General features: G+C 59.2%; 14 protein-coding genes. 13 read left to right on the top strand and 1 reads right to left on the bottom strand.

Features of this window, described 5'->3' with window-relative positions; genetic code table 11:
• The first annotated feature begins 9 nt into the window (after window positions 1-9).
• From NANH_RS0124500 to NANH_RS0124450, 11 genes are all read left to right on the top strand, one after another.
• Complete coding sequence (locus tag NANH_RS0124500) at window positions 10-924, top strand: SDR family NAD(P)-dependent oxidoreductase (protein WP_027264397.1); 915 nt, start codon at window positions 10-12, stop codon at window positions 922-924.
• Entirely contained in the window at window positions 924-1,718 is a 795-nt protein-coding gene (locus NANH_RS0124495; protein ID WP_027264396.1) for a citryl-CoA lyase, read from the top strand. Before NANH_RS0124500 ends, NANH_RS0124495 begins: the two co-directional genes overlap by 1 nt.
• Before the next feature lie 3 nt (window positions 1,719-1,721).
• Window positions 1,722-2,885, top strand: a complete 1,164-nt coding sequence (locus NANH_RS0124490; protein ID WP_027264395.1) for an acyl-CoA dehydrogenase family protein — start codon at window positions 1,722-1,724, stop codon at window positions 2,883-2,885.
• Between the two features lie 11 nt (window positions 2,886-2,896).
• Entirely contained in the window at window positions 2,897-3,736 is an 840-nt protein-coding gene (locus tag NANH_RS0124485; RefSeq protein ID WP_027264394.1) for an FAS1-like dehydratase domain-containing protein, read from the top strand.
• Window positions 3,737-3,948: 212 nt separating this feature from the next.
• A complete protein-coding gene (locus tag NANH_RS0124480) occupies window positions 3,949-4,728 on the top strand; it encodes an ABC transporter ATP-binding protein (protein WP_028288584.1) in 780 nt (259 codons plus the stop codon).
• Window positions 4,729-4,774: 46 nt separating this feature from the next.
• The gene (locus NANH_RS0124475; protein WP_245601550.1) at window positions 4,775-6,730 is read left to right on the top strand and encodes an AMP-binding protein; all 1,956 of its coding nucleotides are present in this window, start codon (window positions 4,775-4,777) and stop codon (window positions 6,728-6,730) included.
• Between the two features lie 15 nt (window positions 6,731-6,745).
• Complete coding sequence (locus NANH_RS0124470) at window positions 6,746-7,630, top strand: branched-chain amino acid ABC transporter permease (protein ID WP_027264391.1); 885 nt, start codon at window positions 6,746-6,748, stop codon at window positions 7,628-7,630.
• Between the two features lie 51 nt (window positions 7,631-7,681).
• Window positions 7,682-8,686 carry a branched-chain amino acid ABC transporter permease gene (locus NANH_RS0124465; RefSeq protein WP_245601549.1) on the top strand — a complete coding sequence of 335 codons (1,005 nt, stop codon included), beginning with the start codon at window positions 7,682-7,684 and terminating at the stop codon, window positions 8,684-8,686.
• Between the two features lie 34 nt (window positions 8,687-8,720).
• Complete coding sequence (locus NANH_RS0124460) at window positions 8,721-9,959, top strand: ABC transporter substrate-binding protein (protein ID WP_027264389.1); 1,239 nt, start codon at window positions 8,721-8,723, stop codon at window positions 9,957-9,959.
• 61 nt (window positions 9,960-10,020) lie between these two features.
• Window positions 10,021-10,812, top strand: coding sequence for an ABC transporter ATP-binding protein (locus NANH_RS0124455; RefSeq protein WP_027264388.1), 792 nt, complete (start codon window positions 10,021-10,023; stop codon window positions 10,810-10,812).
• Between the two features lie 12 nt (window positions 10,813-10,824).
• The gene (locus NANH_RS0124450) at window positions 10,825-11,613 is read left to right on the top strand and encodes an SDR family NAD(P)-dependent oxidoreductase (RefSeq protein WP_027264387.1); all 789 of its coding nucleotides are present in this window, start codon (window positions 10,825-10,827) and stop codon (window positions 11,611-11,613) included.
• A 25-nt stretch (window positions 11,614-11,638) separates the two neighbouring features.
• Here NANH_RS0124450 and NANH_RS0124445 read toward each other — a convergent pair whose 3' ends face one another.
• Window positions 11,639-12,742, bottom strand: coding sequence for a CaiB/BaiF CoA transferase family protein (locus tag NANH_RS0124445; RefSeq protein ID WP_036051655.1), 1,104 nt, complete (start codon window positions 12,740-12,742; stop codon window positions 11,639-11,641).
• A gap of 113 nt (window positions 12,743-12,855) precedes the next feature.
• On the opposite strand from NANH_RS0124445, the gene NANH_RS0124440 reads away from it, so the two are divergent.
• Window positions 12,856-13,644: an enoyl-CoA hydratase/isomerase family protein gene (locus NANH_RS0124440; RefSeq protein WP_027264385.1), complete on the top strand. Its 789-nt coding sequence runs from the start codon at window positions 12,856-12,858 to the stop codon at window positions 13,642-13,644.
• 16 nt (window positions 13,645-13,660) lie between these two features.
• Window positions 13,661-14,899, top strand: a complete 1,239-nt coding sequence (locus NANH_RS0124435) for a thiolase family protein (RefSeq protein WP_027264384.1) — start codon at window positions 13,661-13,663, stop codon at window positions 14,897-14,899.
• Window positions 14,900-14,902 lie beyond the last annotated feature (3 nt).

Below are 14,902 nucleotides of genomic sequence, written 5' to 3'. Positions count from 1 at the left end.
AGCAAGAAGATGACAAAAGCACTTGACGGAAAGGTCGTTCTGGTCACCGGGGCCGGCGGTGGGATCGGGCGTGATATCGCCTTGATGGCAGCTACCGAAGGCGCCGCCGTGGTGGTCAATGATCTGGGCGCATCCCTGAAAGGCACCGGTCAGACAGAAACTGCGGCGCAGAAAGTCGTCGAAGAGATCAGGGCCGCTGGGGGCGATGCCATTGCCGATGGCGGCTCTGTCACCGATCCCGATGCCGCGCGCGCGATGATCGAAGCCGGGGTCAAGGAATTCGGTCGCATCGACGCGGTGGTAAACAACGCCGGCATTCTGCGCGACGGTTACTTCCACAAGATGACCTATGAGGATTTCGACGCGGTGGTGAAGGTCCATCTTTATGGTGCCTTCAATACCAGCCGCGCGGCCGCCGACTATTTCCGCGAACAGGAAAGCGGCGCGCTCGTGCACATGACCTCGACCTCGGGGCTGATCGGCAATCTGGCGCAGGCGAATTATTCGGCGGCAAAGCTGGGCATCGCGGCCTTCTCGAAATCGGTAGCGCTCGACCTGAAACGCTGGAACGTGCGGTCAAACTGCATCGCGCCCTTCGCCTGGAGCCGGATGATATCGTCGATCAAGACCGACACGGAGGAACAGAAGGCGCGGGTCGAGAAGGTCAAGAAGATGACCCCCGCCAAGGTCGCGCCGATGGCCTGTTACCTGATGAGCGACCGCGCGGCGGATGTGTCGGGGCAAATCTTTGCAGTGCGGATGAACGAGATATTCCTGTTCAACCAGCCCCGCCCGCTCCGGTCCGTCCACTCCGGTGACGGCTGGACCGCCGATGAAATCGCCGAGCGCGCCATTCCCGCGCTCAAATCGCAATTCACACCGCTCGAAGTTTCGGCGGATGTCTTTTCGTGGGATCCGGTCTAATGGGAAAACGCAAAGAAAAAATCAGCTCCGACATTGCCTGGAGCACCCCCGACAAGATCTGCGTGCGCGGGCTCGACTTGCCGAACGAAATCCTCGGCCACATGAACCTGGGCGATCTGGCCTTTCTGCAATTGACGGGCCGCAAGGCCACGCTCGAGGAAAGCCGCGTCTTCAACGCCATCATCATCACCCTTGTCGAACATGGCATCACGCCATCGGCCCTGGCGGCGCGGATGACCTATATGGGGGCGCCGGAATCGCTTCAGGCGGCTGTGGCGGCTGGCTTGTGTGGGCTGGGCACCGTCTTTGTCGGTTCTATGGAAGGTGCCTCGAAAATGCTTTACGAGGCACTGCCACAGGACAAGTTGGGCACCGGTGTCGATCTGGATGCGCTGGCCGTCGAGACGGTGGAAAAATTCCGCGCCCGCAAGATGATCGTGCCGGGGCTCGGACATCCGGTGCACAAGCCGGTCGATCCGCGCACACCTCGCCTGTTCCAGATCGCTGCCGAGAACGGCAAGTCCGGTGAATACATCGAGTTGATCCAGAAAATTCAGGCCGTTGCCGAAGAAAAATCGGGTAAGATGCTGCCGATTAACGCCACCGGGGCGATCGGAGCAATCTGCTGTGAATTTGGCTTCCCCTGGAAGATCGTGCGGGGCTTTGGCGTCATGGCACGCGCCATCGGTCTGGTCGGTCATATCCTCGAAGAGAGCGAAAACCCGATTTCCTATGAGCTTTGGCAGCGTGCCGAGCAGGAAATTCTTGAAACGTCGGGTTCAGGAGCGAAGTAACCGATGCAGACGTCAGCCCCAGACACTCACACCGATCTGCGCGACGCCTTGCGCGCACTTTGCGCGCAGTTTCCGCCAGAATATCATCGCAAGTTCGGCGAGGATGAAACCTACCCCGAGGAATTCGTCGATGCGCTGACCCGCGAGGGCTGGCTCGCCGCGATGATCCCAGAAGAATACGGCGGCTCGGGTCTGGGCCTGACGGAAGCCTCGATCATCATGGAGGAGGTGAACCGCTGCGGCGGCAACGCGGGCCATTGCCACGGGCAGATGTACAATATGGGCACGCTGCTGCGGCATGGTTCGGAGGAGCAGAAACAGAAATATCTGCCCGGCATCGCCAGCGGCGAATTGCGCCTGCAATCCATGGCCGTGACCGAACCGACCACCGGCACCGACACCACCAAACTGAAGACCACGGCGGTGAAAAAGGGCGACCGGTATGAGATCAATGGCCAGAAGGTCTGGATCAGCCGTATCCAGCATTCCGACCTGATGATCCTGCTGGCACGCACCACGCCGCTGGCCGAGGTCAAGAAGAAATCGCAGGGCCTGTCGATCTTCATGGTCGATCTGAAAGAGGCGATCGGCAACGGCATGGAGGTCCGCCCCATCGCCAATATGCCCGGCCACGAAACCAATGAAGTGTTTTTCGACAACCTGGAAATCCCCGCCGAGAACCTGATCGGGACCGAGGGGCGCGGATTTTACCATATTCTTGACGGGCTGAACGCCGAACGTACCCTGATTGCGGCGGAATGTATCGGTGATGGATACTGGTTCGTCGACAAGGCCCGCACCTATGCCGGCGACCGCATGGTCTTTGACCGCCCCATCGGCCAGAACCAGGGCGTGCAATTCCCTATCGCCAGGTCCTATGTGAACATCGAGGCCGCCAATCTGATGCGCTTTGAAGCCTGCAGGCGGTTCGATGCTGGGCTGGATTGCGGAGCACAGGCGAATATGGCCAAGCTGCTGGCTTCGGAGGCCAGCTGGGAAGCGGCCAATGCCTGCATCCAGACCCATGGCGGCTTCGGTTTCGCACGGGAATACGATGTCGAGCGCAAGTTCCGCGAGGCGCGCCTCTATCAGGTCGCCCCGATCTCGACCAACCTGATCCTGTCATATGTCGGAGAACATATCCTCGGCATGCCAAGATCGTTCTGAAGGCCAGGATTATGGGTGAGATCGACCTTGACGCGCTGGCGCCCTGGCTGGGACGCACCGAGACTAAAGAAGACGTTCTGACGGAGGGGCTGATCGACAAATTCCGCGCCACGCTCGGTCCGCATCTTTGGGACGGATCAGGCGATGTCCCGCTGGGAATTCATTGGTGCATTTCCCTTGATACCGTGCCAGCGACCGCCCTGTCAGAAGACGGCCATGCCGCAAGGGGTGGATTCCTACCCCCTGTCCCGCTGCCCGCCCGGATGTGGGCCGGCGGCGATGTTAAACATATCGCGCCGCTGAAAATCGGCGAAACCATCACCCGGCGCTCTTCGATCAGGGATATTGTGGCCAAGCAGGGCCGTAGTGGACCATTGGTGTTTGTGACCGTCGAACATGAGTATCTGAGTGGCAACCGGCTTTGTATCCGGGAGCAGCAAACGATCGTTTATCGTGAGATTTCCACCCCCCGCACGGGCGAGAGCGCAGCTGACGCGGGTGACCCCACCACGCTTAGATCGACGCTGACACCGGATCCTGTTCTTCTGTTTCGCTATTCGGCGCTGACGTTCAATGCCCATCGCATTCACTATGATTACGTCTACGCCACCGAAACCGAAGCCTATTCCGGGCTTGTTGTGCATGGCCCATTGCAGGCCACGCTGCTTCTGAATCTGGCGGCGGATGCGTTGAAAACATCGCCCCACCGGTTTTCGTTCCGCGGCCTCGCGCCACTCACCCTGCCCTGCGAATTGCAACTGCACAATGAAGAGACCGGCACCTCCGGGACAGTCTGGTGTCAGGATCAAAACGGTCTTCGAAGCTTTTCCGCAGAGTACGCGGCTGTCTGATCGGTTTCCTTTGGTAGCGGATTCAGTTGTTGACCAATTTTTCTAACATCTGTTAGGCTGCGCGGAGAGACTTGGTAAAATAGACCAGGCAAACCTCTGAATTAAGAGGTGGGAGGAGGAACGATGCGAGGAAAACTCGTAACCAACGGAAAACCGTGCGGTCAGGCTATGCGTGCCTCCATGAGGTGTTGGGGAAAAGCACGGGTTGTAACATGACCACGAATAACGGGCACGTATCGTCACCGCTTGCGGTGCGTGGCGCAACTTTGAAATTTGGCGGTGTGACCGCGCTCGACGATGTGAGCATCTCCGTGGCCGACGATGAATTGCTTGCAATTATCGGTCCGAATGGTGCCGGAAAAACATCACTTCTGAACGTGACTGCGGGCTTCTACCGTCCGCAGAAGGGCCGTGTCGAATTGTCCGGGCAGGACGTGACCGGCCTGCGTGTTGACCAGATCGCCCGGCGCGGTCTGGCGCGGACGTTTCAGGGCACCCATCTTTTTGCCGGGCAGACGGTGGTGGAAAACATTATGATCGGCCGCCACATGCTGATGAAATCGAATGTAGTCCAGGCCTTTTTCCAGTTCGGTCCCGTGATGCGCGAGGAATCGGAACATCGTGAAGCCGCAGAGGAGATCATCGATTTTCTCGAGATCGAGGCAATCCGCAACCGGCCCGTGGGCACGTTGGGGTATGGGTTGCGCAAGCGTGTCGATCTGGGCCGTGCATTGGCGCAGGAACCGTCGATCCTGCTGATGGATGAACCGATGGCCGGCATGAACTCGGAGGAAAAAGAAGACCTGGCGCGCTTCATTCTCGATGTGCGCGAGGCGCGCAAGATTCCGGTAGTTCTGGTGGAGCACGACATGGGCGTCGTGATGGACCTTGCCGACCGGATCGTGGTGCTGGATTTCGGGCGGGTCATCGCCGAAGGCACCCCGGAAGAAATCCAGAAGGACCCGGCTGTCATAAAGGCATATCTGGGGTAGCGGCATGGTCAAACAACGGACAGCAATGGTCTTTTCGGACCCAGCAGTGACACATAGCGAAACCCTGCCGCAGGTTTTGCTCGCGCGAGCGACATCCACACCGACCAACCTCGCCGAACGGCACAAGCGCCTGGGCATCTGGCGTGAATTCACCTGGGCCGATGTTCTTGACAGGGTTCGCGCCCTGGCTCTCGGGTTGGAGAACCTGGGCTTGTCGGCTGGCGAATCCGTCATGATGATTGGCGAAAACGAACCCGAACATTTCTGGGCTGAATACGCCGTCCAGTCGTTAGGCGGCAAAGTCCTGTCTGTCTATCCGGATCAAAACGCTGAAGAGATTCTGTATCTGGCCGAAGACTCGCAAACGCGGGTTTTTCTGGCGCAGGATCAGGAGCAGGTCGATAAATGCATCGAGATTGCGGGCAAGTACTCGGGCGCCCTGGCGGTCGTTTACTGGGACGATTCCGGTCTGTGGGGCTATGATCATCCCCTGTTGCATTCGTTTGAAAGTGTGAGCGCGGCAGGGCGTCAGATCCACGCCAAGGAACCCGCCAGATTTGAAGAACACGTAAAACGTGGACGGGCGGACGATACCGCCTTGCTGTCCTATACTTCGGGGACCACGGGAAAACCCAAGGGCGTTGTCATCAGCCATCGCTACCTGTTCGACAATTGCTCGCGGGTGATGGGGGCAATCGAAATCGCGCCGGGCACCGAATACCTGACCTACATTTCGCCTGCCTGGGTCACGGAACAGATTTTCGGCCTGTCGATCGGTTTGATCGCGCCCATGGTCGTCAATTTTCCCGAAGGCCCTGAAGACGTACTGACCAACATTCGCGAACTGGCGGTTGATGCACTGGTGTTCAGTCCGCGCCAGTGGGAAAACCTCGCCTCCATCGTTCAGGCCCGGATGCTGGGCGCGGGCAAGTTCCGCAATGCGATGTACAATTGGGGCATGAAGGTTGGCCGCAACGTTTACGTCGAGCGGCTGGAAGGGCGTAGCCCCAGCCTTGCCGCACGCCTGCAGCTTCCCTTTGCCGAAGCTCTGGTGCTGCATCACCTGCGCGACAATCTTGGCCTTGGTAAGGCCAAAAACGCAATGAGCGGCGGCGCCCTGATGGCACCTGACGTCTTTCGTATGTTCCACGCGATGGGGGTTAAGCTGCGCAACGTGTATGGCGCGACCGAAATCGGCCTTCTGACCGCGCATGTCGGCGAAAGCTATCAGCTGGAAACCAGCGGCAGCTGGATGCAAAGCAACACGAACTACGGCGAACCGCTGGAATACAGGGTCTCGGACGAAGGGGAGCTTCAGGTGCGTGGCGGATCGGGCTTCGGCGGCTATCACGGCAAGCCCGAAAAGACCGCAGAGGTGCTGACCGAAGACGGTTGGTACAAGACCGGTGATGCGGTCTCGATGACCGACGACGGCGAGCTATTGTTCTTTGACCGTGTCAAGGACATGCGCCGCCTGGCAAACGGTCACAGCTATCCGCCGCAGTTCATCGAAACGCGGTTGCGGTATAGCCCCTTCATCAAGGACCTCATGACATTGGGCGACGAACGCCGGAATTTCGTCAGCGCGCTTATCAATATCGATATGGAAGTTCTCGGGCGTTGGGCGGAAGAGAACAAGATCAGCTTTTCGACCTACACCGATCTGTCGCAGAAACCCGAAGTTCTGGACCTTATCAAAGGCGAAGTGGCGCGCATCAATGCGCTCCTGCCCGAAGGCTCGCGCGTGGCACGTTTTGCGAATTTTCCCAAGGAACTCGACCCGGATGAAGGCGAGTTGACCCGCAGCCGAAAGCTTCGCCGGGCCTTTCTGGAGGAACGGTATGCCAAGCTCGTCGAGGCGATCTATGCTGGCGATGACGAGACAGATCTCGAAATCGCTGTGACCTATCAGGACGGTCGTCAAGGCGTTCTCAAGACCACGGTTCGCGTGTCGGATGTTGAAAACGCATCGAAGGCTGCCAAGCGGCAGTCCAAATCTTAAAGGAGGTCGGCGACAATGGTCTATTTCATCAATGACATCATTACCGGGGCTTTGATCGGCCTTCTGTATTCGCTGGTGGCCATGGGCTTTGTTGTGATTTATCGCGCCAGCAAGGTGTTCAACTTCGCGCAGGGCGAGCTTGTGATCATCGGCGGGTTCATCGTCTGGTTCACAACGATGCAAGCGGGGCTTAGCCTTTGGTTGTCGATACCCCTTTCGCTGGTTCTGGCCGGGCTGGTCGGGTACGCAATCGAACGGATTTTCCTGACAAAGCTGATCGGTGAATCGGTTTTCTCGATGGTCATGGTCACCGTCGGTCTTCTGATCCTGCTGCGCGGTCTGGTGCTGCTTGTGTTCGGTCCCGCCGTGCGGCCCTTCCCGATCATTTTCCCGCTGAAACCCTTGTTCCTCGGCGACATGTTGATCCCGATGAACCTCCTGATAGGCGGGATCATCACCATTGTCGCCGCCGTCGGCCTGTCGTGGTTCTTCAACCGGACCCGGTCCGGCCTGCGGATGACCGCCGTGGCGGAAGACCACGTCGTGGCCTCCTCGATGGGCATTTCGGTGAAAGGCTCGATTGCCTTTGCCTGGGTTCTCGGGGCAATCCTGTCCACAATTGGTGCGATGATCTTTCTCAGCGGCAAATCGCTGACCTTCCTGGCCTCGGATATCGGGTTCGCGGCCCTGCCGGTGGCGCTGTTTGCCGGGCTGGAATCCATCGGCGGGCTGATCCTTGCGGGCGTGATTATCGGCATCGTCCAGAGCCTGACAACCAACTATCTTGACCCGCTGATCGGAGGGTCACTGGGCAGCGTTGTCCCCTATATCATCATGCTTGCCATTCTGCTGATCCGACCGACCGGCCTGTTCGGCTGGCGCACAATTGAACGGGTGTAATCCATGGACCCTTCCGGCGTATTCCCGACAAGCTATCGCAGTGACAGACGTTTGATCCGAACGCGCTGGCAGTTTCTGGCCCTCGTCGTATTCATGGCTCTACTGCTGTTGGCGCCTTACCTGGTGAGCAGCCGTATCATCGCTATCCTGAATATGATGATGATCAGCGCCGTCATCGCCGTCGGGCTTCAGATCTGCACCGGCTATGCGGGCCAGATCAACCTGGGTCAGGCGGCTTTCATGGGGGTCGGGGCCTATACGGCCTCGATACTGGCCTCGAAGACCGGCCTTACGTTTCTGCTGACCATTCCTCTGGCCGGGCTCTCGGCTGCGCTGTTCGGCTTTCTCTTTGGCTTGACCGCGGCGCGGATCAAGGGGTTCTATCTGGCACTGACCACGATTGCAGCTCAGTTCCTGTTCCACTTTGCCGTATTGAACCTGCCGTCTACCTGGCTGGGTGGATCGAACGGTATCACCGTGCCCCCGGCCGAGCTTTTCGGGCTGCGATTTGTCAGCGAATCTTCGCAGTTCTATCTGAATTTCGCGGTCACCGCGATCATGGTGGCGGGCGCGTTCGGGATCGTTCGGTCACGCTTCGGCCGTGCCTTCGTGGCGGTCAGGGATGATGACGTGGCCGCGGGTATAATGGGGATCAATGTCGCGGCCACAAAGGCAAATGCCTTCCTGATCGGCGCTTTCTATGCGGGCGTCGGCGGGGCGCTTTGGGCCTATCTGATCCGCTTCGTGGGGGTAGACCAGTTCACCCTGTTTCACTCGATCTTCTTCGTCGCGATGATCATCGTCGGCGGGATGGGTTCAATCGTGGGGGCCCTGATCGGCGTCTTCATTATCCGCATCATCCAGGAAATTATCGCGACGGTCGGCCCCAATATCGCCGACTCGGTATCATTCCTTGGCGGTGACATCGTGTTCGCTGGCATGAATGTCGTTCTTGGCGGCGTGATCGCATTGTTTATGATCCTCGAACCCAAGGGGCTGATGCACCGCTGGAACATCCTGAAGTCGTCATACCGTATCTGGCCGTTTCCTTACTGAGAAATAGAGCGGCTCTAAACCTGGGAGGAAGAATATGACTTACCAATCGAATCGAGGTCTTCGCGGCTTTCTGGCTGCGGCTGCCTTGGCGGCCGCGGCGACCATGCCTTTGAAGGCGCAGGCCGAAGAGACCTATAATCTGGCCCTGCTGTCGGACTTTTCCGGCCCTTATGCTGACATCATGCCCATTCTGGCCGGCGGACGTGAGGCTGTGTTCACCTGGTGGAATGAAACCCGCGGCAAGGAACTTGGCGTCACGCTGAACTACAAAAACTACGAAACCCGCTATGACGCGGCACAGGTGGCAAGTCTCTGGCCCGGGATCAAATCGGAACTGGACCCGATTGCGGTTGTCGGCCTCGGCGGGCCCGACGTCGCGGCCCTTTCCGAACGCCTGCCGGAAGACAAAATCCCGATGTTCATGGCCACAGCGGCCTACGGTTTTGCCTGGCAACCGGATGCCTGGATTTTCAACCCACGCCCGACCTATTCGCACGAAAGTGTCGGCTTTCTGAACTGGATGCGTGAACAGCGCGGCGGAGACGAACCGCTCAAGGTTGCGATCCTCGCCTCAGAAGCATCGCCTGCCTATGTCGACATGGCAAAGGGCATTGAACTCTATGCCGAAGAGCACCCCGAGGAGATCGACCTCGTCGAGGTCATCTATACCGAAGTTCAACCCACCGATCTGACGGGGCAAATGCGCCGCGTTGTACGAGCCGGGGCCGAGGTGCTGGTAATCCAAACGAACACCTCTATCGTGGTTGCCGCGAAACGTGGGCTGCAGGCCAACGGGGCGAACATCCCGATCATGATGAGTTCGCATAACGGGCTTCCAGCCTCGGGTAGCGCGCTTGGCGGGCTTGAGCAAATGGAGGGGGACTTTGAAGCCTACGGCATGGTGATTGCGGCCGATGAGGACACTCCCGCGCGACAATTCTACGAGACATTGGTTGCCGATTACGGACTCGAAGCACCTTGGAACGTCGTGACCGCAATGGGCGTATCTCAGGGTCTCTATACCGTGACCGTGATCGATCACGCGATCGAGGCGAACGGCGCCGAGGGCCTGACCGGAGAGATGGTACGTGAGGCGCTTTTTGCCAAACCGATCACCACCGAAGAAACCCATGGGTTCCTGCCGACCTTGTCCTTTACGCCAGAAGCACCGTTCCCATTGGAAGGCCTCAAAGTGAATGTGGGCACCGTCAAAGATGGGAAAATCACCATCGCGGCAACGGGTGTCGACGTTCCGCAAGTTGAGAAATGGTGAATTAATCCGGGCGCCGCAGTCGCGGCGCCCGTTCTGATCCTTAGCCCCGGGCAATATGACCATGCTGGAACTCAACAACGTAGAGGTGACATATTCCGACGTCATCCTGGCGCTCAAAGGCGTGTCCATGACAGTCCGTGCGGGACAATGTGTTGCTCTGCTCGGTGGCAATGGCGCAGGAAAAAGCACGACGCTTAAAGCCATCTCGGGAACGCTCAAATCCGAGGATGGAACCGTTTCGGCGGGGTCCATCGTTCTGGACGGAACTCCCATTCAGAACATGGAAGCCTCGGAAGTCGTGAAGAACGGTCTCATCCATGTGATGGAAGGGCGGCGCGTTTTGCGGCATCTGACGTCAGAGCAAAACCTGATCGTCGGCGGGCACATGGTGCCCAACTCCGCCGAGCTGAAAAAGCGCCTGGACCATGTTTACACCTTGATGCCCCGGCTTGCGGACCTGCGCAACCGCACCTCTGGCTTCATGTCTGGTGGCGAACAACAACTGCTGCTGATCGGCCGGGCCATGATGGCCAGCCCCAAGATCATCGCGATCGACGAACCGTCGTTGGGATTGGCCCCGATGATGGTCCGGGATGTTTATGAAGTGCTCAAGCAGCTCAAGTCAGAAGGCACGACCTTCTTCCTGGTCGAACAAAACAGCGCCGCGGCGCTATCGATCGCCGACTATGCCTATGTGATGGAGAACGGCCGGATCGTGATGGACGGCCCTGCCGACAAGCTCGCTGACAACGAGGACATCAAGGAATTCTATCTCGGCGTAACCGCATCGGGCGAGCGCAAAAGCTATCGAGATATCAAACACTATCGCCGCCGGAAGAGATGGCTGGGATAGAAAGGAGCGAAGATGAGTAACCTGCTTTCCATCAAAGGTCGTACCGCATTTGTAACCGGAGCGGGGCAAGGCGTTGGTCGGCAAGTCGCGCTTTATCTGGCGGAACACGGAGCCGGTGCCATCGTTGTCAACGATTTTCACGCCGAACGGGCCGAAAGCGTTGCCGCGGAAGTGGAGGCAGCGGGTGCAAAGGCTCTGCCGCTCGCCTTCGACGTCTCGGATTTCGACGCGGTTGGCGCGGCGTTTGCCGAAACGCAGACCACATTTGGCGGCGTGGATATTCTGGTCAACAATGCGGGCAACGCCGGGCCGACATCGCGGCTCGACGATCTGGTCCCTTTTTGGGAATCCGATCCCGATGAATGGCGCCGCTGGATGGCCACCAATTTCGATGGGGTGCTGAACTGCACCCGTCACGCCATGCCGTTGATGGTTAACAGTGGCTATGGGCGCATTGTGACCGTCATTTCCGACGCCGGCCGTGTCGGTGAACCGCATCTGGCGGTTTATTCCGGGGCCAAGGCCGGTGCGGCCGGCTTCATGCGGGCAATTGCAAAGGCCGGCGGCCGGTTCGGGATCACCGCGAATTGCGTCGCCTTGGGGGGCACAAGAACTCCGGCTGTCGCCGACCTGATCCCGGATGCAGAGACCGAGAAGCGGGCATTGTCGCAATACGTGATCCGCCGTCTGGGCGAGCCGGAAGACCCCGCCGGAATGATCCTGTTCCTCTGCTCGGATGCTGCCAGCTGGATCACCGGACAGACCTATCCAGTGAATGGTGGGTATTCGTTTGCCTGCTAGAGTAGACATCGACCAACCGCCGCCTCTAGGTGGCGTCGTCCGAAAAAACGCTGTCATTATCTGCCCCGAGTTCAGGGGGCAGATTCGGTGTTGCGGTTTCGAAGCCATCAAATTTCAACGGCTGGACAATAAAAGTCTCGGCCTTGCCGCCGTCATGCGTAATCTTGCGCAGCAGCTGGCGCGCACGCACATGGGGGTCGTCCAACGTTTCGACCAGGGAATTGACCGGACCCCATGGCACCCCCGCCTTATCCAGAAGGTCGCCCCATTCGGCGCGCGTCTTGCCAACCAGAATCGCCGCGATTTCTTCGCGCAGCGCGGCCTTGCGGGCGACACGGTCGCGGCCTGTCAACGGCGCAAGATCCGCCCTGTCGATCACATCGCAGAACGGTTTCCAGAACCAGTCCTCATGCGCGATGGACAAGGTCAAGAGCTTGCCGTCTTTGCAGGTGAACACGCCATAGCCCGGCTCGGCGATAAATTCGCCCAGCGGTGTTCCATTGGCGGCGGGAACGAGGAATGCGGTCAACATCGAAACCACCGCATCCGACATGGACACGTCCACGTAACGCCCCTGCCCTGTGCGCTGGCTCGACACCACCGCCGACAGGATTGCGATCGCCGCGAACAACGCCGCGCCAACATCCGCAAGGGGGATCGGCGGCACAGGGCCGGGCTGCTTTGCATCGGCCTGATCGGCCAGCAAACCGCCAACCCCTTCATAGCTCAGGTCATGGCCAGCCCTGTCACGATAGGGGCCGTCCTGCCCGTAACCCGAAATCGATACATAAACCAGCCGCGAGTTGACACTACGCATGTCCTCGAAACCGGCACCCAAGGCCGCAAGCTTGCCAGGGCGGAACCCTTCGACGATGACATCCGATTCCTTGGCCAGTTCGCGAAACCGTGCCAGCCCCTCGGCCGATTTCAGATCCAACGCAACGCTGCGCTTGCCTCGGTTCAGTGCCCGGAACAAGGGCGGAAATTGCCGGGCCGGATCACCGATGCCCGGGCGTTCAATCATGATCACCTCGGCTCCCATGTCGGACAACAGCATTGTGGCATAGGGACCGGGAAACTGTTCGGCAAGGCTGAGGATTTTCAGGCCGGCCAGGGGTGCAGTGCTCATATCAATCTCCAGTTCTTTTGTTTTCCACGTGCGGGTCCGCCCGAGTGCAGCGTAAATCGCCGCAAAAGACAAGGCGAAAAACCAATAATATGTATAATTATCAGGAGCTTAGCATGAGTGAGGCAAAGCAGACGCTATTCGTTGAGCGGGTCGCAAAAACTGAATGGATTACCTTCCAGCGCACCGAACAGCTCAACGCAATGTCAACGCAGATGCTGCGCGAGATGGCGGCAGCACTGGAATCGGCGCTGGCCGACGATGGGGTGCGTACAATTGTCCTGACCGGCTCTGGCCGGGCATTCTGCGCCGGTGCCGATCTGAAAGAAGTTGCTGGCGCCAAACATGCACCAGGCGAGCCGGATCTTCTGGATCTTGTCGATCACACGTTTGGGCTTATGCGACATGGCCCGAAACCGGTGATCGCCGCAGTGAACGGGCTGGCGATGGCGGGCGGTTTGGAAATGGTGATGGCCTGCGATCTGGTCTTTGCCGCCGAAAGCGCGCAACTGGGCGACGCACATTCCAACTTTGGCGTCTTTCCCGGGGCCGGCGGTGCGGCGATCCTGCCGCGTAGGATTGGCCTGAACCGCGCGAAATACCTGCTGTTCTCGGGCGAGAACGTTTCGGCACGGGACATGATGGACTGGGGACTGGTGAACAAGGTCGTCGCGGACGAAGACCTGCGACAAGCGGTGCAGGCCTTTACCGACAGGCTGGCAGAAAAAAGCCCGGCGGTCTTACGCCGCATGAAGACGGTTTCCAATCGGTCGCTGGACGTGGACGAAACCGCCGCGCTTTCCGAAGAGATGCTGAACCTGCGCGCGCACATGCGATCCTGGGACATGCACGAGGGTCTGTCGGCGTTCAATGAAAAACGAAAACCGCAGTTTCGCGGATACTAGGTCAGGAGGACAAACGATGCAGGACATTTACATCGTTGGCATCGGGATGACGCCGTTCGGAAAGTTCCGGGACAAAACCATCAAGGACATGACCGGCGAGGCCGTCGCCGCCGCGCTTTCCGATGCCCGAGTGACGGCAGATCGTATCGACGGCGCATTCTTCTCGAACGCGGTGCAGGGCCACATGGAGGGCCAGCACATGATCCGCGGCGAAATCGCGCTGCGTGAAATGGGCATTCAGGGCATTCCGGTGGTGAATGTCGAAAACGCCTGCGCCAGCGCCTCGACCGGGTTCAAACTGGCAGTCGATTTCCTCAAGGCCGGCAATGGCGACTGCTGTCTCGCCGTGGGCGCCGAAAAGATGTATTCTGACGACCGTGCGTTGATGTTTTCGGCCTTCGACAGCGGCTGGGACGTCAGCAACAGCGAAGAGGTCGCGCAACGGCTGGCCGATCTGGGTGCAGGGGTCGAGGAACCCGAAGGATCGAAATCGCCCAAGCCCTACAGCGTGTTCATGGATGTCTACGCAGGCTTCGCCCGGCTGCACATGAAGACCTTTGGCACAACTCAGGAACAGTTCGCCGCCGTCGCCGCCAAGAACCATGCGCATTCCGTGCATAATCCACTGGCGCAATACCGAGAAGCCATGAGCGTCGATCGGGTATTGGCCGCGCCGCCGATCACCTATCCGCTGACCCTGCCGATGTGCGCCCCGATCTCGGACGGGGCCGCTGCGGCCGTTTTATGCACCGGCGAGGGGATAAAACGTCTGGGCCTAGATCCCGCGCGCGCGATCAAGGTCAAGGCCGCGATCCTGCGCTCGGGCACCGATCGTCCGCCGGAAGATTACAAGAACCACCTGACCCGGCTTGCCGCGCTTGAGGCCTATGAACAGGCCGGGATCGGCCCCGAGGATATATCGGTGGCCGAAGTGCATGACGCCACGGCCGTGGGCGAAGTGATCCAGATCGAGAACCTCGGATTTGTCGAATTCGGCGAGGGCGGTCCCGCCAGTCTGCGCGGCGAGACAAAGATCGGTGGACGCATTCCGGTGAACCCCTCGGGCGGGTTGGAATCCAAGGGCCACCCGGTCGGTGCCACAGGGATAGGGCAGGTTTTCGAACTGGTCACGCAACTACGCGGCGAAGCTGGCGCGCGTCAGGTCGAAGGGGCAAAGAACGCCATCGCCGAAAACGGCGGGGGGTTGCACGGGGTAGAAGAAGCGGCCGCCTGCGTCACCATTCTGGGCCGTTGAAAC

The sequence above is a fragment of the Sedimentitalea nanhaiensis DSM 24252 genome, from assembly GCF_000473225.1.
Classification (GTDB): domain Bacteria; phylum Pseudomonadota; class Alphaproteobacteria; order Rhodobacterales; family Rhodobacteraceae; genus Sedimentitalea; species Sedimentitalea nanhaiensis.
This window is presented reverse-complemented; position numbering and strand designations above follow the sequence as displayed.

Coding starts and splice junctions, on each gene's coding strand:
- NANH_RS0124500 (WP_027264397.1), top strand. CDS start 10: ATGACAAAAGCACTTGACGGAAAGGTCGTTCTGGTCACCGGGGCCGGC.
- NANH_RS0124495 (WP_027264396.1), top strand. CDS start 924: ATGGGAAAACGCAAAGAAAAAATCAGCTCCGACATTGCCTGGAGCACC.
- NANH_RS0124490 (WP_027264395.1), top strand. CDS start 1,722: ATGCAGACGTCAGCCCCAGACACTCACACCGATCTGCGCGACGCCTTG.
- NANH_RS0124485 (WP_027264394.1), top strand. CDS start 2,897: ATGGGTGAGATCGACCTTGACGCGCTGGCGCCCTGGCTGGGACGCACC.
- NANH_RS0124480 (WP_028288584.1), top strand. CDS start 3,949: ATGACCACGAATAACGGGCACGTATCGTCACCGCTTGCGGTGCGTGGC.
- NANH_RS0124470 (WP_027264391.1), top strand. CDS start 6,746: ATGGTCTATTTCATCAATGACATCATTACCGGGGCTTTGATCGGCCTT.
- NANH_RS0124460 (WP_027264389.1), top strand. CDS start 8,721: ATGACTTACCAATCGAATCGAGGTCTTCGCGGCTTTCTGGCTGCGGCT.
- NANH_RS0124455 (WP_027264388.1), top strand. CDS start 10,021: ATGCTGGAACTCAACAACGTAGAGGTGACATATTCCGACGTCATCCTG.
- NANH_RS0124450 (WP_027264387.1), top strand. CDS start 10,825: ATGAGTAACCTGCTTTCCATCAAAGGTCGTACCGCATTTGTAACCGGA.
- NANH_RS0124445 (WP_036051655.1), bottom strand. CDS start 12,742: ATGAGCACTGCACCCCTGGCCGGCCTGAAAATCCTCAGCCTTGCCGAA.
- NANH_RS0124440 (WP_027264385.1), top strand. CDS start 12,856: ATGAGTGAGGCAAAGCAGACGCTATTCGTTGAGCGGGTCGCAAAAACT.
- NANH_RS0124435 (WP_027264384.1), top strand. CDS start 13,661: ATGCAGGACATTTACATCGTTGGCATCGGGATGACGCCGTTCGGAAAG.